This is a genomic window from Variovorax pasteuri (assembly GCF_051216435.1).
Classification (GTDB): Bacteria; Pseudomonadota; Gammaproteobacteria; order Burkholderiales; family Burkholderiaceae_C; genus Variovorax.
Genome location: NZ_JBPJZS010000011.1, coordinates 39,646 through 58,125, shown reverse-complemented (window position 1 = coordinate 58,125; position 18,480 = coordinate 39,646). Strand labels below are relative to the sequence as shown.

The 18,480-nt window shown below is 64.9% G+C and carries 13 protein-coding genes; 4 read left to right on the top strand and 9 right to left on the bottom strand.

What is annotated here, in order from left to right:
* Window positions 1–35 precede the first annotated feature (35 nt).
* Together ACSFBM_RS29270 and ACSFBM_RS29265 are read left to right on the top strand one after the other, a co-directional pair.
* Window positions 36–1,307: a class I SAM-dependent methyltransferase gene (locus tag ACSFBM_RS29270; protein WP_435487533.1), complete on the top strand. Its 1,272-nt coding sequence runs from the start codon at window positions 36–38 to the stop codon at window positions 1,305–1,307.
* Between the two features lie 12 nt (window positions 1,308–1,319).
* A complete protein-coding gene (locus ACSFBM_RS29265; RefSeq protein ID WP_435487532.1) occupies window positions 1,320–1,643 on the top strand; it encodes a DUF1840 domain-containing protein in 324 nt (107 codons plus the stop codon).
* A gap of 12 nt (window positions 1,644–1,655) precedes the next feature.
* On the opposite strand, the gene ACSFBM_RS29260 is transcribed toward ACSFBM_RS29265, so the two are convergent.
* Window positions 1,656–2,675 (bottom strand): Bug family tripartite tricarboxylate transporter substrate binding protein, encoded by a 1,020-nt coding sequence (locus tag ACSFBM_RS29260; protein WP_435487531.1) that lies wholly within the window; start codon window positions 2,673–2,675, stop codon window positions 1,656–1,658.
* Between the two features lie 78 nt (window positions 2,676–2,753).
* Complete coding sequence (locus tag ACSFBM_RS29255; RefSeq protein WP_435487530.1) at window positions 2,754–3,707, bottom strand: LysR family transcriptional regulator; 954 nt, start codon at window positions 3,705–3,707, stop codon at window positions 2,754–2,756.
* Window positions 3,708–3,831: 124 nt separating this feature from the next.
* Here ACSFBM_RS29255 and ACSFBM_RS29250 point away from each other — a divergent pair, with 124 nt between their 5' ends.
* Window positions 3,832–4,599, top strand: a complete 768-nt coding sequence (locus ACSFBM_RS29250; RefSeq protein ID WP_435487529.1) for an SDR family oxidoreductase — start codon at window positions 3,832–3,834, stop codon at window positions 4,597–4,599.
* Between the two features lie 130 nt (window positions 4,600–4,729).
* Here the strand turns inward: ACSFBM_RS29250 and ACSFBM_RS29245 are convergent, their stop codons facing one another.
* From ACSFBM_RS29245 to ACSFBM_RS29215, 7 genes are all read right to left on the bottom strand, one after another.
* Window positions 4,730–5,152, bottom strand: a complete 423-nt coding sequence (locus tag ACSFBM_RS29245; protein ID WP_435487528.1) for a MarR family winged helix-turn-helix transcriptional regulator — start codon at window positions 5,150–5,152, stop codon at window positions 4,730–4,732.
* Window positions 5,153–5,172: 20 nt separating this feature from the next.
* The gene (locus ACSFBM_RS29240; protein ID WP_435487527.1) at window positions 5,173–6,150 is read right to left on the bottom strand and encodes an alpha-ketoacid dehydrogenase subunit beta; all 978 of its coding nucleotides are present in this window, start codon (window positions 6,148–6,150) and stop codon (window positions 5,173–5,175) included.
* Window positions 6,151–6,155: 5 nt separating this feature from the next.
* Window positions 6,156–7,178 (bottom strand): thiamine pyrophosphate-dependent dehydrogenase E1 component subunit alpha, encoded by a 1,023-nt coding sequence (locus ACSFBM_RS29235; protein WP_435487526.1) that lies wholly within the window; start codon window positions 7,176–7,178, stop codon window positions 6,156–6,158.
* Window positions 7,179–7,292: 114 nt separating this feature from the next.
* Window positions 7,293–9,689, bottom strand: a complete 2,397-nt coding sequence (locus tag ACSFBM_RS29230; RefSeq protein ID WP_435487525.1) for an ATP-binding protein — start codon at window positions 9,687–9,689, stop codon at window positions 7,293–7,295.
* Window positions 9,686–10,348 (bottom strand): response regulator, encoded by a 663-nt coding sequence (locus ACSFBM_RS29225; RefSeq protein WP_435487524.1) that lies wholly within the window; start codon window positions 10,346–10,348, stop codon window positions 9,686–9,688. Before ACSFBM_RS29225 ends, ACSFBM_RS29230 begins: the two co-directional genes overlap by 4 nt.
* A 140-nt stretch (window positions 10,349–10,488) precedes the next feature.
* Window positions 10,489–11,220, bottom strand: coding sequence for a winged helix-turn-helix domain-containing protein (locus ACSFBM_RS29220; protein WP_435487523.1), 732 nt, complete (start codon window positions 11,218–11,220; stop codon window positions 10,489–10,491).
* A gap of 42 nt (window positions 11,221–11,262) precedes the next feature.
* Window positions 11,263–12,597: an EAL domain-containing protein gene (locus tag ACSFBM_RS29215; RefSeq protein ID WP_435487522.1), complete on the bottom strand. Its 1,335-nt coding sequence runs from the start codon at window positions 12,595–12,597 to the stop codon at window positions 11,263–11,265.
* A gap of 522 nt (window positions 12,598–13,119) precedes the next feature.
* On the opposite strand from ACSFBM_RS29215, the gene ACSFBM_RS29210 reads away from it, so the two are divergent.
* On the top strand, window positions 13,120–18,456 hold the full coding sequence (locus ACSFBM_RS29210) for a YadA-like family protein (protein WP_435487521.1): 5,337 nt from the start codon (window positions 13,120–13,122) through the stop codon (window positions 18,454–18,456).
* The last annotated feature ends 24 nt before the right edge of the window (window positions 18,457–18,480 follow it).

Here is an 18,480-nt window from a genome sequence, read left to right as displayed (position 1 = left end):
TGCAAAAACTTTGAAAAATCAATACCATGGCCCCCATGCAAAACTTGATACTGAAGATCGAGTCGCAGCTGGCCTCGCTGCCTGTTCCCATTGCCCTGGAACTGCCGGACGGCCGGCGCGTTGCCCAGGCGGGGGCCCGCGTCACGCTGGCTTTCAAGGAGTGGAAGGTGCTTGCCAAGCTGGCCGCCCACCAGGTCGGCGCCATCGGCGAGGCTTACGTCGAGGGCAAGGTGCAGATCGAGGGCGCCATGCGCGACCTGATCGACGCCACCGTGGGCATGCTGCCCGGCAACCCGGCCGAGACCGACACCAGCTGGTGGAGCCGCCTGCAGCACCGCGCCAAGTCGCGCGGCTCGCACTCGCTGCGCAAGGACGCGGCCCAGATCGAGTTCCACTACGACGTTTCCGACGATTTCTACGCGCTGTGGCTCGACCCGCGCCGCGTGTATTCGTGCGCCTACTTCCGCACGCCCGAGCTCACGCTGGCGCAGGCGCAGGAAGCCAAGCTCGACCACATCTGCCGCAAGCTGATGCTGCAGCCGGGCGAGCGCTACCTGGACATCGGCTCGGGCTGGGGCGCCTTGCTGCTCTGGGCGGCCGAGCACTACGGCGTCGACGCCACCGGCATCACGCTGTCGAAGAACCAGCATGCGCACGTGCAGCGGCTCATCGAGGAAAAGGGCCTGCAGGGCCGGGTGCGCGTGGAATTGCGCGACTACCGCGAGCTGCCCGACGCGCAGCCCTTCGACAAGATCTCATCGGTGGGCATGTTCGAGCACGTCGGCGCTGCCAACATGCCGACCTATTTCCGCAAGATCCACGCGCTGCTCAAGCCGGGCGGGCTGGTGCTCAACCACGGCATCACCTCGGGCGAGCTGAACTACCGCCAGCTGGGCGCCGGCATGGGCGACTTCATCGAGAAGTACATCTTCCCGGGCGGTGAGTTGCTGCACGTGACCCACGTGCTGCGCGACACCGCGGCTGCGGGCCTGGAGATGGTCGACACCGAAAGCCTGCGCCCGCACTATGCGCGCACGCTGTGGGCCTGGTCGGATGCGCTGGAGGCGCAGCTTGGCACCGCGCTCGAGGTGCTCCAGCGCAACGGCGGGCGCCAGGCCGAGAACGCCGAGCGCGTGCTGCGCGCCTACCGCCTGTACCTGGCGGGCTCGGCCATGAGTTTCGAGCAAGGCTGGATTTCCTTGCACCAGATGTTGTCGACAAAGCCTGACGGCAATGTAGGGCGCGCAGGCGTCTTGCGCGGCGCGCAGTCGGTGTACCCTTTTGCCCGTGATTACATCTACAAGTGAGTGAGGAACACCATGCTCTATCGTTTCCAGTCCCGGGCTTCCGCTGATTTCGTCATGCTCGAAGTGCACGCACGCCAGCTGCTCGACATCGTCGGCAAGTCGGTCGCGCCGCAAGGCATCATCACCGTCGAGCAGATTCCCGGCGCCATCTCCGCGCTCGAGGCCGCGCTGGCCCGCGAGGGCGGCAACGCCCACAACCATGACGACTACGCCGTCGAAGGCCATGCCGCCGATGCAGAGAAGCAGCATGTAGGACTGCACCAGCGTGCAGCGCCTCTGCTTCACATGCTCAAGGACTCCCTGGCCGACAAGAAGGACGTGACCTGGAAGACCTGAGGGTCCTGCGCGTCAGTCCACTGTCGCGCCAGAGTCCTTGACGACCTTCGCCCACTTCACGTGTTCGCTCGCAATGAGCTTCGTGAAGTCCGCGGGTGAATTCCCGCTGGGCAGCGCCCCCTGCGCGAGCATCTTTTCCTTGATGGCCGGCGTGTTCAGCGACTTGGCCACTTCCTGCTGAATCCGGTTGACGATCTCGGGCGAGGTGCCGGCCGGCGCCAGCAGCCCGAACCACGAACTGGCCTCGTAGCCCTTGAGCGACGGGCCTCCCACCTCTGCCACCGTCGGAATGTCCACCAGCGCCGGCGAACGCTGTGCGCTCGTCACGGCCAGCGCGGTGAGCTTGCCGGCCTTGATCTGCGCCATGGACGAGGGCAGGTTGTCGAACATCACGTCGGCGTTGCCGCCCACCATGTCCAGCAGCGCCGGGCCCGAGCCCTTGTACGGAATGTGCGCCATGAACGTGCCCGTCATGCTCTTGAACAGCTCGCCCGCCAGGTGGATCGAGGTGCCGCTGCCGCTGGACGCCATGTTCAACTTGCCGGGGTTGGCCTTGGCGTACTTGATGAAGTCCTGCACGTTGTGGATGTTCAGCGCCTTGGCCTTCTCGGCGTTCATTTCCATCACGTTGGGCACGGCGGCGACCAGCGTGATCGGCACGAAGTCCTTGATCGGGTCGAAGGGCAGCTTGGGGTACAGCGCGCGGTTGATGCCATGCGTGCCCACCGTGCCCATCAGCAGCGTGTAGCCGTCGTTCGGCGCGCGCGCCACCAGCTCGGCGCCCACGTTGCCGCCGGCGCCCGCGCGGTTGTCCACGATGAACTGCTGGCCGAAGGCCTTGGAGAGCTCGGGCGCCATGGCGCGCGCGAGGATGTCGGTGGTGCCGCCGGCCGCGAACGGCACGACGATGCGCACCGGCTTGGTCGGCCAGGTGGCCTGGGCCCACGAAGGAGCGGCCATCACGGTGAGGGCGGTTGCGAGGGAAGCGGCCAGCGCGGTGCGGCGATTCGATTGAAATGAGAAAGAAGTCATGCGCGCGTTTGTACAGGGGCGCGCCGCGGGCGTCGCGGGTGAAAACCCCGTGACCCGACGGGCCGGCCGTTCGCCAGGTCAGCCCACCTGCATCCGCTGCGCGAAGCGCTCGTCGCGAAAGCGCTGCAGCACGAAGTCGATGAACACGCGCGTCTTGGGCGGCAGCAGCTTCTTGCTCGGGTAGTAGAGCCACACCGCGCCCGCATCCTGATGCCACTCGGGCAGCAGCCGAACCAGTGCGTCACTGCGCAAGCCGCGCTCCACGAAGGGCATCGGCAGCATGGCCACGCCCAGCCCCATGAGCGCCGCATGCGCGATGGCTTCGGGGTCGTTGAAGATGGCGCGCGGCCGGGGCAGCTCGACGGTGGCCTCCTCGCGGTCTTGGCGCTCCTGGCCGTCCTGGCCCTTGGCATGCCGCAGCGTCCAGCTTCGCACCCGTCCCGTGGGCGAGGACCGGCGCAGCAGCGTGTCGAGCGAGGCCAGCTCCGACGGGTGCCGCGGCCGCTTGCGCCCCTGCATGTAGGCGGGCGAGGCCACCGCCACCACGTGGATGCGCGAGAGCTCCCGCGCCACCAGCCCGGCCGGCAGCTCGATGCCCCCGCCGATGGCCGCGTCGAAGCCTTCGCCCACCAGGTCGACCTGCTGGTTGTCGAAATGCCAGTCCGGCACGATGCCCGGGTAGCGCGCCAGAAAGTCGCCCAGCATCGGCAGCACATGCTCGCGCCCGAAGGCCTGGCCCATGCTCACCTTCAGCGTGCCCGCCGGCTGGCCGTCGTCGGTGTCGACGCCCGCCACGGCCGCCTGCAGCGTGGCCAGTGCGCCGCCGATCTGCGCCAGGAAGCGCTCGCCGCCCTCGGTCAGCGTCAGGCGGCGCGTGCTGCGCTGGAACAGCCGCACGCCCAGCCGGGCTTCGAGCCGCGCAACGTTCTTGCTGACCGCGGCCGGCGTCAGCCCCAGGCGCCGGGCGGCGGCCGAGAAGCTGCCGCCCTCGGCACTTTGCACGAAGGATTCGAGGTGGTTGAGCGGTTCCATGCAGTGCATTCTCCCGCGCATCTTCAACCAACGGTTGAAGTTGATTGCGCCAATTAATGGCTACCGCGAAGGGAATGGAATGCCGACACTGAAGGCCTTCTTCCTCCAACCGATCGGAAAAATCATGACCTCGAACGTCGCTTCTTCTTCTCCCGTCCTGGCCGGCAAGGTCGCCTTCGTCACCGGCGGCTCGCGCGGCATCGGCGCGGCCATCGTGCGCCGCCTGGCGCGCGACGGCGCGGCCGTGGCCTTCAGCTACAGCGCCTCGCAGGCGCCCGCCGACGAACTGGCGCGCGCCATCGAGGCCGAAGGCGGCCGCGCGCTGGCGCTGAAGATCGACAGCGCCGACGCCGACGCGCTCAAGGCCGGCATCGACCAGGCCGCCCGGCACTTCGGCGGGCGCATCGACATCCTGGTCAACAGCGCGGGCGTGCTGCACCTGGGCCCCGTCGACCAGTTCAGCCTGGCCGACTTCGACCGCACCATCGCCGTCAACGTGCGCGCCGTGTTCGTCGCCATCCAGGCCGCGCTGGCGCACATGGGCTCGGGCGGGCGCATCGTGAACATCGGCAGCACCAACGCCGAGCGCATGCCCTTTGCCGGCGGCAGCGTGTACGCCATGAGCAAGTCGGCGCTCACCGGCCTGGTGCAGGGCCTGGCGCGCGACCTGGGCCCGCGCGGCATCACGGTCAACAACGTGCAGCCCGGCCCGGTCGACACCGACATGAACCCGGCCAACGGCCCGATGGCCGCCACCATGCACAGCTTCATGGCCATCGACCGCCACGGCCATGCCGACGAGATCGCGGGCATGGTGGCCTACCTGGCCAGCCCGGAAGCGGCGTTCGTGACGGGCGCCGGACTGAACATCGACGGCGGGTTCGCGGCATAAGGCTCGCCCCCAGGCTCCGCGCACTTCGTGTCGCTGCTCCTTCCCCCTACCGGGGGCAACACCGGTGGCCCGGCGGAGCCGGTTCCACGGTGTTTCTGGAAGGGGCGGGAGAGGGCGGCCGTTTCGTTGGTCAGTGGGTGCGCTGGACGGCGTCGATGAGCTTGTCGAGCGTTGCGTCCAGCCGGGCCAGTTCATCGGCATCGACGCCCGCGAACAGCGTGGCTTCGCGTTCGCGGCCCAGGGCGCTCACCGTCTCGTGCAGCGTCTTGCCGGCAGCCGTCAGATAGAGCCGGCGGCTGCGCTGGTCGGTCGGGTCGTCGTGGCGCTGCACGCGCTTGTGGCGCTTCAGGCCGGCCAGCGCGCGGCTCACGGCCATCTTGTCGAGGCCGGTCTGGTCGGCGACCTGCGTGGCGTTGAGCCCGGGCTGCGCGGCCAGCACGGCCATGGCGCGCCACTCGTTCAGCGTGAGCTGATGGTCGCGGCCCACGCGCTCATGAAACGGCCGCGCCGTGAGGTTGACCACCCGCACCAGCTTGAAGAAGAGCGGGTCCATGCAGATCGGTGGTCTCGGCTTCAGCCCGCCAGCTTCTTCGCCGCCGCCACGATCGCTTCCACCCCGACGCGCGACTGCGCCTCCAGCACCGGCGCATAGCCCACCGGAATGCGCGGCGCGCCCAGCCGCGCGATGCGGCAGCCCGTGGCCTCCGCCGCGCTGGCCGCGATTTCGGCGCCGAAGCCCGCCGCCTGCACCGCCTCGTGCACGACCAGCAGGCGCCCGGTGCGCGCGCACGACGACAGCACGGTGTCGCGGTCCCACGGCCACAGCGTGCGCAGGTCGATCAGGTCGACCGCCATGCCCTCGGCCGCCAGCGCGTCGCAGGCGGCCGCGCAGGCCTGCATCTGCTTGCTCCAGCTCACCAGCGTGAGCGCGTTGCCCTCGCGCACGCGCGCCGCCTTGCCCAGCGGCACGGCGACGTCTTCGTCGACCTCGCCGCGCACGCCCCACAGCGCCTTGTGCTCGATGTAGACCACCGGGTCGCCGCACTGCAGCGCCGAGCGCAGCAGGCCGTGGTTGTCCTGCGGGGTCGACGGGCACACCACCACCACGCCCGGCAGGTGCGCGAACCACGCCTCCAGCGACTGCGAATGCTGCGCGGCCGAGGCGTCCCAGATGCCGCCCGGCATGCGCGCCACCAGCGGCACGCGGCCCTGGCCGCCGAACATGAAGCGGTTCTTGGCGGCCTGGTTCACCAGCTCGTCCATGCCGCACAGGGCGAAGTCGACCACCCGCATCTCGACCACAGGGCGCAGCCCCGCCAGCGCCATGCCCACGCCTGCGCCCATGATCGCGGCCTCGCTGATCGGCGTGTCGATCACGCGCTCGGGGCCGAAGTGGTCCTGCAGTCCCTTGTACTGGCCGAAGATGCCGCCGCGGCCCACGTCCTCGCCGAGCACCACCACGCGCGGGTCGGCCTGCATCTCGCGCTGCAGGGCGAGCACGGCGGCTTCGGCATAGCTCAGGTCCTTCGTCGTGGCGTTCATTGCGTTCATTGCCTTCATTTCCATTGGCCTGCGCCGGTGGTCTGCACGTCGGTGAAGGCGGCGCCGGCGTCGGGCCAGGGTGCCGCGTCGGCCACCGCCAGGGCAGTGTCGACCTCGTCGCGCGCCGCGTTCTCGATGGCGTCGAGCGTCGCGGCGGCAATGCCCGAACCCAGCAGACGGTCCCGCGCCCGGGCGATCGGGTCGGTCTGCAGCGCGGCGGCCAGTTCGGCCGGGTCGCGGTAGGCGGCCAGATCGACCGACACATGCCCCTTCACGCGGTACGTCAGCGCATGCAGCAGGCGCGGCCCGCTGCCGGCCCGCACCTCGGCCACCAGCCGGGCGGCGGCCTCGTGCACCGCGAACACGTCGTTGCCGTCGACCTGCGTGGCCGCGATATCCATCGACGCGGCGCGCGCCGACGCGCCGTCGCCCGCCGTCATCGGCCCGCTCGCCGTGGTCGCGCTCCAGCGGTTGTCCTCGCAGACGAAGAGCACGGGCAGCGCGTACACCCGTGCCCAGTTCAGCGCTTCGAGAAATGGCCCGCGGTTGATGGCGCCGTCGCCGAAGAAGCAGACCGTGATGTCGCCCGGCTTCTTCAGCAGTTTCTGCGCATGCGCCGCGCCCACCGCGATCGGCAGGCCTGCCGCCACCACGCCGTTGGCGCCCAGCATGCCGACCGAGAAGTCCGCGATGTGCATCGAGCCGCCCTTGCCGCCGTTGAAGCCGGTGGCCTTGCCGAACAGCTCGCACATCATCCGCGCGAGGTCGGCGCCCTTGGCCAGCGTGTGGCCGTGGCCGCGGTGGGTGGAGGTGAGGTAGTCGGTGGTGCGCAGGTGCCCGCACACCCCGGCCGGCACCGCTTCCTGGCCGGTCGACAGGTGCAGCGGCCCGCGGACCTTGGCGGCGCCGGCGGCCTGCTGGCCATAGGCGCTCACGCCGCCCTGGCTGGCCGTCTCGGCGGCGTTCTCGAAGGCGCGGATGCGCACCATGACGCGGTACAGCGCCTGGGCAGCGGCGCTGGATGTGTGCAGGTCCATCTTGTCTCCATCGCCCATGGAACAGGCGCTTTGGAGAAAATCGTATCAAGCGAGAGGGAATCGGCGTACCGGACTTACCCGCCGCCGTTCCACGAAGGGCTTGCTGACCAAAAGCTAAGAAGACGGGAATTGCAGATGCCAGCATTCCAGGAGCGACGCCAAGGCCGATCGGCTCTCGTCACCTGCGCCGGTTCGCAGCAATGCCTCGAGCTGTCTGGCCGGTTGTGCGAGTGTGTCCAATCCAAGCGTGAGCGCTGCCCCGTGGAGTCGATGCGCCGCGCGGCGGGCGGCGTCCGTGTCGTTCGAGGCCATGGCGTCGCGCACGGCGTTCAGGTCTGCCTGCAAGTGGTCGCGCACAGTGCTGCAAGTGGCGGCGGGGACGTCCGGCAATGCCTCGGGCGCATGCGCGCTTGCTGGCGTTGCATCGTGGGGGGCGCACCAGAGCTCAATGACGTTCTGAAGCTTGCTGGTGCGGATGGGTTTGCTCAGGACGCCGTCCATTCCCGATGCGAAGCAGCGCTCGACGTGAGCCTCGTCATTGGATGCGGAAATGGCAATGATCGGTGTGCGCGCGCGCTCCAGTTCGCCCTCCACTTCTCGCAACACCCTGGAAAGGGTGTAGCCGTCAGTGTCCGGAAGATCGCAGTCCATGAGGATGAGATCGAACGAGCCTTCGGCGAACGCGGTCTCCGCCTGCGCGCCATCCACGGCCATCTCGACCTCGCATCCCAGCGATTCGATCTGTGCTTGCAGGACCTGCTGGTTGACGGGGGTGTCCTCGACGACGAGAACCCGCAAGCGACCCTGGGACTCGACAAGCCGTGCGCGCGCAGCGATATCCTGAAGCGCGGCGTCCGAAGTCCTCGTGGCCAGGCGAGGGTCATTGTCCGCCACGACTTCGGCTGTCAACGACAAGGTGACCGTCGTGCCCTTTTCCAGCTCGCTGGCCAGCTCGATCCTGCCCTCCATCAATGTCGCGAGTTCGCGGCAGATCGCCAGTCCCAGGCCTGTTCCGCCGGAGCGCTTGTAGGTGTTGGCGGCCTGCACGTAGGGCTGGAACAGCCGGGCCTGCGTCTCGGGCGACACGCCAATGCCCGTATCGGCAACGTCCACGACCACGTCCGACCACCCAGGTCTCGCGGCAGAGGCGGACACGGTGACGGTCACGCCGCCCGCTTCCGTGAACTTGATCGCGTTGGAGATCAGGTTGTGCAAGATCTGGGCGACGCGCGCCTCGTCCAGCATCAACCAGGAAGGAAGCGTACTTGCCGTGACATCGAGGGCGATCTTTTTCTCGTGCGCACGCAGGCGATGCAGATCCGCGATGTTGCGAACCAGCGCGTTCAAGTCCACCGGCTCGCGATCGAGCCTCAACTGGCCAGCCTCCAGTTTGGAAATGTCCAGCACATCGTCCACCAGCCGCAGCAGCGTGAGCCCGCCGCTGTTGGCCAATTGCGCGAAATGCCGCTGTTGCTCGTTCAGTGGCGTGTTGCGCAACAACTCGACGGCGGCCAGCACCGCATTCATGGGCGAGCGGATCTCGTGGCTCACGATGGCGAGAAAGCGCGCCTTCTCGCGCTCGTTGCGCATCGCGGCCCTGCGCTGCCGGTAGAACTGCACGAGCACGATGCAAGCCAGCAGCGCGAGCAGGCCCGCCAGCCCGAGCTCGAGCGCGAAATGGCGCCCGAGCGCCCCGGCCGAAGGCACGTCCGGCGAGTCCCGGTCCATCCAGTTCTCGTACAGGACGTGGGTGTCCTCATTCGAGAACGAGGCCAGCGTCTTCTGCAGGATCGACTGCAGCACCACGTCGTCTTCCCGCACCAGTGCGGTGGTCCTGCCCAGCCGGGTCCCGTAGATGCCGGCGGTCTGGAGCTGTCCCCCCCAGCGGCGGTGCAGGTAGGGCAGAAAGAGGAGCTCGTTGCCGATCGCAAAGTCGGCCTGCTCGGCCACCAGCTTTGCCAGCACGTCCGGGGCGTTGGCGCCGTTCACCAGCGTGACACCGGGGACAGAAGCCTTCAGTTCGTCTTCGAACGGCCAGCCCTTGACGACCACGACGGTCTTGCCTTCCAGCTGACGAAGGTCCTTTACCAAGGCCTGCCCCGGCCTGGAAATGGTCAGCAACGGATACGCACCCTTCGCGGGAACCGACGAGATTCCGGACAACGTCGAAGGAGCGTCGTCGTATGCGATCACGAAGCACAGATCGGCTTCACCATCTCTGAGCATGTCGCGCTTCGACTTGTCCGCCACGCTGACATAGACGAACCCGAGCCCGGTCCGGCTTGCGATCAAGTTGGCGTACTCGACGGACAGGCCGCGCACGACGCCCTTGTCGAAGTACTCGATCGGCAGCGAGGTCGGCGACAGCGCCACGCGCAAGGTTGGGTGCTGCGCGATCCAGGCGTTCTCTTCCTCGCTCAGCAATGACCTCCCGGCGGCCGCGCAGCCGAATGACGCCAGCGCGGACAAGGCCGCCGACACGGCAAGCAGGCGCGGCCCGAAGAGCTTCATTGCAGATCGATATCGATGGTGTGCTTGATCTTGAACAGGCCGTTGTTGGACGTGACGCCCAGCTTGCGGAACGCGGCAGCTTTTTGCGAGCTGATGGTCTTGATGCTGCGATTGAACTTCTCTGCAATCTCCGTCACCGTCATGCCCGCCAGATAGCAGCGTATGACCTCCTGCTCGCGCGCCGTGAGCGAGGCGCCGTCGAGCGCGTTCGTCTTCTCGTCCGACGCCGGCTCGATGGACGCCTCTGCGACCCGGTAGGACATGTCCGAGCTGAGGTAGATCGCGCCCTCCGTGACGGTTCGGATGGCCTTGATGAGGTCGACCATGTCTTCGCCCTTGCCGACGAACCCGCGCGCACCCACGCGCAGCGCCAGGGCAACGGTCGCCGGGTCGTGATGCGACGAGAGAACCAGGATGCGGCATTGCGGGAACTTGACGCGCAAGGCGCGAATGAGCGAGACGCCGTCGAGCTCGTCCGCGCTCAGCGCAAAGTCCAGCAGAAGCAGGTCGGCCGGGCTTTCCCCCAGGCCCCGCATGGCGTCGCTGCTTTTTCCATAGACACCGACGACGAGAAAGTCGGGCTCTGCCTGCAGTCTGCTGGCAAGGCCGTGGCGAACGACGGCGTGATCGTCCAGCAGCGCGATGCGTAAACGTTCCATGCTGATCAGCTTTCGTGTCGCGCTTTGCGAGCGCTCCAAAGGCCTAGGCCTTTTCTGTGACACCGCCCTGGGAGGCTCAGTCTAGTCTTCGGCGCGGCTTCGCGCCGGGCGTTGGAGGTCTTCATTTCAAGCCAGCGAATTCAGGCCAGCGTCGCTGGGATTCTGTTGCCCGAAAGCGAAACCAGCTGGTAGCCGCGGCCGTAGACGGCGCGCAGGATCAGGCCGTTCTGTTCGCTGAGCTGGAGCTTCTTTCGAACGTTGACGGCGCACACGTCCATCGAGCGCGATCCCAGCTTCGGGCTCTCGCCAAAACACCGCGCCATGTGATCGCGCGAAATCACCGTTCCGACGTTCTGGAAAAGCGCGAGGGCAAAAATGAATTGCCTGCGTTGCAGGGGAATTTCGACGCCCTTGTGGTGCACCACCGTTCGTGCACCATTGATGAACCGGTAGTCGCCCCAGGAATAGCCGTTGGTAGGTATTTCGAAATCTTTGGCGCGCGGTGCGCGGGCGAGCAAAGCGCTCAGGCGCCATTGAAGCTCCAAATAGTTGAATTCGGAACCTGAAACTACATCGAAATAAATACAGTCGCGGCACGGAAAATCGAAGATTTCCAGCTTCTTCGAATTCATGATGAAAATGACGGGAATCTTGGCCGCGTCGCACACCTTCAAAACCAGTCGCCATTTGAAATCCTGCACATCCATCAGCACGGCGTCGTATTTCTTCCTGTCGATGACCTGCTCGATGAAGGCATTGGAGTCGCATTTGATTGTCGAGGTATAACCTGCGTGAATCAGATTGTTGAGCAACTGCTTCCTTTGCCCTTCGTCGTCGATCAGACACAGTTCTAGCTTTTCGAGGTTGTTCATTTGGCTGTCCGTGAAATATGTTTGCCGAAATGGATGGATGGATCAAGCGACGGACTGTGCGGTCAGGGCCTGAAAAAAGGCCTCGGCCTCCATCGGTGCGGAAAGAAAATAGCCTTGACCGAAATTGCAGCCAACTTCCTTGAGCATCGCCACGGCCTCTTGCGTTTCGATGCCTTCCGCAACGAGCCGGAAATTTCTTTGAGCTGCCGCATTGGCCAGGTCGCGCAGGCTTTCACGCGAGTTTGCGGAGCGCAGGGCGCTGTGCACCAGCGCCGCGTCGATCTTCACTTCATTGAAATTCGCCTTGCAAAGCACCAGCGGCGTGGAGCCGGAACTCCCGAAATCGTCCAGAGAAACGGGAATGCCTTTGGCCTGAAGGGTGGGCACGGCAGCGCCGAGGGCCGGTAGATCTGAAATGACGATGTCCTCCGTCAATTCGATCTTCAGCAATTGCGGCAAAAGCTCGGCCAGCTGCATCCGCTGCGCGACCCGCTCGGCCAAGGCTGGCGTGCACAGCGTGCGAACCGAAGCATTGACTGCAACAGGGATCTCGGCCGAGGCGGCAACAAGGCGCGTCAACATGCCGACGGCCCTGGTTTTCACAAAACTGAACAGCAGAAGATCCAGCCCGAGCCGCTCCGCCATTTCGACGAACAGCGCCGGCGACACGTCGCCGCAACGCGGATGCCGCCACCTAACGAGCGCCTCGCAGCCGACAATTTCGTGACTCGACAGGTTGAATTGAGGCTGGAAGACCACGCGAAGCCCTTCGCCCGTTGCCAGCGCTTCGACCACTTCCTCCTCGGTCGGCAAGATGCACGCGGGCGCTACAAATGGCGCCATGCAGACACGCTTGATTTTTGACAAGGCTGCCAATGCATCCGAAAGACCGGCCAATCCCTCCTCATGGGAAATTGCGACGTAAATGCCGGATGTGCGAAGCAGTTTTCCGTAAAGGCGCAAAGCGGAAACAGGAACGCCGCCAATCAGCTTGATTTTTCCGTGCCTTGAATTGACCCTGCCTCCGGTCGGTTCGTCCCACCAGGCATGGCCGGCACTGGTGGTCGATTTCCCAAACCACAGCAAATTCGGAATCGGATGAGCTCCGCCCTGCGACCGTGCCTTTTTCAGCACCTCGGGCGCACCCAATGCATTGCAGAGGTCGTGGGACACATCGCCCACCACCACGTCCACCAACCCTTTGCACACTTGGCGGTGCAATGCGTCGAGGGTATGGATGCAGGTGACATCGACAACACCCACATCGCGCAAAGTGCGTTCCAGATCGAGAGCCTTCGCGGGCGTATCGCTCAAGGCTGCGACGCGCATCGAGCTGAATGGCGCAGAGGGGCTGCTCGCCGGTTTTTCCGATTTCAATGATTTCTCCTGCTGTGACGGCGGCGAATCTACCAACGTCGTCGAATGCAGGAAATCAGACTGGGACTAAAAATCAGGGAACCGTTGACCTGGATAATTTTTTAGAATTTCTGTGAATTAATGCCAGGCAGTTTCAGACTGGTCTGATTGCAAGCCTGAATGGTTTGATGAAAGGCGAAAAGCGTCCGCGCGAACGTCATGGAAACGGTAATTTTTCACGGATGTGAGCCATTAAATGCCAAGATTTCAGCCCGTCTTGTTTTTTCAGACCAGTCCTATTTCACTAAAAAGGTGCGGTCAATAAAGTCGCGGCCAGTGATTTCCAGCGCGGCGCCAGCGCCGTGGCAACCGGTCGTAGACCGGGTTGCTCGCGGGAATCCCACTCCGATCGCCGACCGGCTGAGCCGAATCAGTCAGTCAGGCGAATTCTTCGACCTTCGCTCGGCCTCTCCCTTCATGCAGGGGGAGGGGCCCTCCGCTTCGAGCGGTGCCGAGCGAACCACGACCCAGTGAGCTTTTTCTGTGAACACCCGATCGATCGCGGCCACCAAGCGCAACTTTCTCTTCAACTTCAAGGCGCCCTTCCTGGCGGCAGGCGCCGTATCCGCAGCGGGACAGAGCCGCTCGCAGCGCAAACGCATCAGCGCATTGATGCGCCTGGCCTGCCGGGTGCTCGGCATGAAGCACCGTGGAGGAACCGGCCTCGGACTGCTGGGAATTGTGGCGGCAGCCGGCTTTTCGGCTGTTTCGCCCGCGATGGCGCAAGGCCTGCAGGGCGTCTACATCAATGCCGGCGGCAGTAACAGCTGCATCCATTACCTCTCCGACAGGACGCTTCTCAATCAGAGCACCAACGCTGCAGCTGATCCTGGCACTCATATGAGAATTCTGACGAGCGACAATTGCTATCCCAGAGATGCGGCAACGCAGACCGGCCGCGTGCTGTTCTATGGCACCGGTGGGGTGGGGCTTGTGCCCGCATCTGGCCCGAAATCGCTTTCCTTGGGCGGCGAGCTGTTCGTCAATGGAGGATTCCTTGGCCTGAGCAACTCGGGAAGCGCTAACGCTCAAAACGGCGAAAGATCCATGCGCATCGGAAGCGCCGATACAACTGCCGCCGGGAAGGATTCGATCGCACTGGGCACATCGGCATCGGCATCCGCGGGAAATGGCATTGCCATCGGACGAAATGCAACTGCTACGACCGCCTCTTTTGGCACCGACGCGTTGAACTCAACGATCGCGATCGGGAGCAATTCCAAGGCTTGGCTTTCAGGCGTGGCCATTGGCGACCAGGCCTCGGCGGGAGCTGGCGGAAGCGCCGAAGTTGGCTACAGCGTTGCGGTCGGTTTCTCGGCAAACGCCGCAGGGGAGCGCGCAATCGCAATTGGAGCGTCAACCCAAGCCTCGGGCGCTGGCAGCGCTGCGGTCGGGCGATTCAGCAACGCGTCGGGAGAAAGTTCCACGGCGCTCGGCCGACAAATTCTGGCAAGCGGAAAAAACAGTATCGGCATCGGCGTGCTGGCCAAAGCTACTGCAGAGGACACATTCGCGGTTGGTCTCAACTCGCGCGCGCAGGCCATTGGAAGTATCTCCATAGGGTCTGGATCAGTCGTCGGGGACTCGGCGAATGCAAATGTCGCCAAGGAGGCTGTGGCTATCGGCAAAGGAACCACGGCGCTGCACGACAAAAGTGTTGCCCTCGGCAGTTTTTCCCAGACGGAGAACATGCGGCCAGTTGACTCCCTCGTGCTGGCGAACGGTCGGACCTACAACTTCGACACCTCGCGCGCGCAAGGCGTGGTCAGCGTAGGAAATTCCCAGGCAACCCAGGCAAATCCCCGTATCGAGCGGCAAATCATCAATCTTGCGCCGGGCTCCGTGAACCCCACCAGCACCGATGCCGTCAACGGCTCGCAGCTGTTCGCCGCGTTCAACGAAATCAACCTCCTCGGCGCCAAGGACATCGAACTCGAGACGCGCTTGAACAACCTTCCGAAGGGAGGCAGCGCCCAGTCCGTGCTCGCGGCAATGGGCCCCGGCTCCACCGTCAGCCCCACTGGCGAACTGGTGCTGCCAAAGCTGAACCTGGCCAGTCTGGGCGATAGCGCGAACGGCCAACCTGCCAATCAACCCACGACGGTGCTCGGTGCCATCGGCGCCCTGGACGGTGAATTGGTCAAGACCAACGAGTCGTTGGGCCTGGTTTTCGACGCCGCGCTGCGCTACAACCCTCTCACCAAGACCTACGACGCCCGCCGTGCAGACCAGGCGACGACCAAGATCTCCAACGTGGCTGCCGGCGAGGCAGAGGCGGATGCGGTGAACGTCAGTCAACTGAAGGCAGTGAGCGCTGTCGCCGAGGCAGCCAAGGGTTCAGCCACTGCGGCACAGGCTTCTGCCACCGAGGCAAAGAAGGCGGCCGACACGGCGCAAGGCACTGCCAACACCGCTTCGACTGCTGCCGCCGATGCCAAGAAAGCTGCCGATGCAGCCCAAGTCACGGCCAATACCGCTTCGACCACGGCTGCTGCTGCGAAGACCGCCGCGGATGGCGCCCAAGGTACTGCCAGCACCGCGTTGACGACTGCCGGCGATGCCAAGAAAGCTGCCGATGCAGCCCAAGTCACGGCCAATACCGCTTCGACCACGGCTGCTGCTGCGAAGACCGCCGCGGATGGCGCCCAAGGCACTGCCAGCACCGCGTTGACGACTGCCGGCGATGCCAACAAAGCTGCCGATGCAGCCCAAGTCACGGCCAATACCGCTTCGACCACGGCCGCTGCTGCGAAGACCGCCGCCGATGGCGCCCAAGGCACTGCCAGCACCGCGTTGACGACTGCCGGCGATGCGAAGAAAGCTGCCGATGCAGCCCAAGGCACGGCCAATACTGCTTCGACCACGGCCGCTGCTGCGAAGACCGCCGCCGATGGCGCCCAAGGCACGGCCACCACCGCATTGACGACTGCCGGCGATGCGAAGAAAGCTGCCGACGCCGCCCAAGGCACAGCCAATACTGCTTCGACCACGGCCGCTGCTGCCAAGACCGCCGCCGATGGCGCGCAAGGCACCGCCAATACCGCCCTTGCAGCCGCCAACACCGCACAAGGTGCTGCTACCAAGAATGCCGGTGCCATTGCCGAGAACAAGGCGGCGACGACGAAGAACACCACCGACATCGAAGCCCTGCAAAGGCAGATCACCACCCAGGGAGGTGAAAACCTGGTGCGCCAGGACGCCACCAGCCGCAACATCACCGTGGCCAAGGACACCGACGGCACCGTGGTCGACCTCACCGGCAACCAGGGTGTGCGCACCGCCAAAGGCCTGAAGGACGCCACGCTTGCAAATGGCAGCACGGAAGCGGTGACCGGCGCGCAGCTGTTCTCGACCAATGAAAAGCTCGCTGTCGTCGAAGCAGGTGTGACCCAGAACGGCAAGGACATCGCCGACATCAAGGCCGCGACCACCAAGAACGCGCAGGACATCAAGGGCCTGGACGGCCGCGTGACGCAGAACACCGCCGATATCGCAAAGAGCGCTGGCGACATCGCAAAGAACACGGGTGACATCGCCGACAACAAGGCAGCGACAACGAAGAACACCAGCGCCATTGAGGCACTCGAACGGCAGGTTGCTACCCAAGGAAGCGAAAACCTCGTGCGCCAGGACGACAGCAGCCGCAACATCACCGTGGCCAAGGACACCGACGGCACCGTGGTCGACCTCGCCGGCAAACAGGGTGTGCGCACCGCAAAGGGCCTGAAGGACGCCACGCTTGCAAAGGACAGCACGGAAGCTGTGACCGGCGCGCAACTGTTCTCCACCAATGAAAAGCTCGCTGGCATTGATGAGCGCGTGACGCAAAACACCACTGACATTGCAAAGAACACCGGCGACATCGCCAAGAACGCCACCGACATCGCTGACAACAAGGCCGCGACCACGAAGAATGCCGAGAACATCCAAAGCCTGGATGGTCGCGTGAAGCAAAACACCACTGACATCGCCAAGAACACCGGAGACATCGCCGACAACAAGGCCGCGACGACAAAGAACGCACAGGACATCCAAGGCCTGGACGGTCGCGTGACGCAGAACACCAGCGACATCGCAAAGAACACGGGTGACCTTGCAAAGAACGCTGGAGACATCGCAAAGAACACTGGCGATATCGCGAAGAACGCCGGAGACATTGCGAAGAATGCAGGTGACATCGCCGACAACAAGGCTGCGACCATCAAGAACGCTCAGGACCTCCAGGGCCTGGATGGCCGCGTGACGCAGAACACCAGCGATATCACGAAGAACACGGGTGACATTGCAAAGAACACTGGCGACATCGCAAAGAACACCGGCGACATCGCGGACAACAAGGCTGCGACCACCAAGAACGCTCAGGACATCCAAGGCCTGGACGGTCGCGTGACGCAAAACACCAGCGACATTGCGAAGAACACTGGTGACATCACGAAGAACGCAGGTGACATCGCCGACAACAAGGCCGCGACCACCAAGAACGCTCAGGACATCCAAGGCCTAGACGGTCGCGTGACGCAAAACACCAGCGACATTGCGAAGAACACTGGTGACATCACGAAGAACGCTGGCGACATCGCCGATAACAAAGCGGCGACCACAAAGAACGCCCAGGACATCCAAGGCCTGGACGGCCGCGTGACGCAAAACACCAGCGACATTGCGAAGAACGCTGGCGACATCACGAAGAACGCTGGCGACATCGCCGATAACAAAGCGGCGACCATGAAGAACGCCCAGAACATCCAAGGCCTGGACGGTCGCGTGACGCAGAACACCAGCGACATCGCAAAGAACACGGGTGACATTGCAAAGAACACTGGCGATATCGCGAAGAACACCGGAGACATTGCGAAGAACGCAGGTGACATCGCCGACAACAAGGCCGCGACGACAAAGAACACCCAGGACATCCAAGGCCTGGACGGCCGCGTGGCGCAGAACACCAGCGATATCGCAAAGAACACCGGCGACATCACCAAGAACGCCATCGACATCGCCGACAACAAGGCCGTGACGACAAAGAACACCCAGGACATCCAAGGCCTCGACGGCCGCGTAACGCAGAACACCGCCGACATCGCGGACAACAAGGCCGCCACGGTGAAGACGGCCGGAGATCTCGTCGCACTCGACGGCCGTGTCGGCAAGCGGCTCGACCAGCTCGACCTGAAGGGCAGCATGTTCGCGGCAGACAACCTGGGCGACGGCAGCGACCGCGCCACAGTGACCCCTGGCAGCCGGGCCGTGGCGGCAGGCGCCGACGCCCAGGCCACCGGGCAGAACAGCGTCGCGGTTGGTGCGGGCGCCCGGGCCCCGGCCCCCGGCAGCATCGCGCTGGGTGCCAACGCCTACGCAACGGCAGAAGGCAGCGTGGCGATCGGCGAAGGCTCGCAAGCCACGCGGGCCCGCACGGTGTCCGTGGGGTCGGTCGGCGCCGAACGCCAGATTGCCAACGTGGCGCCGGGCACCGAAGACACCGACGCAGTGAACCTCGGCCAGGCCAGAGGCCTGTCGAACCAGGCCGCCGGCCGCGCGCTGACACAGGCCAACAACTACACCGACAGCCGCATCAGCCAGCTGCGACGCGAAGCCAACGCGGGCATCGCATCGGCAATGGCCGCGGGTGTGCTGCCGACGGCGCCGTCACCCGGAAAATCGATGCTGGCCCTGGGCACGGCGACCTATGGGGGCCAGACGGCCATTGCGGTGGGCTTTTCGGCGCGCTCCGCCAGCGGCGCCTGGTCCTATCGCGCCACCGGCACCACGACGACACGCGGCGACGTCGGCGCCGCGGTCGGGATCGGCTTCGAGTGGTAACAGGCACCGGGGTGGCCAGCCTGC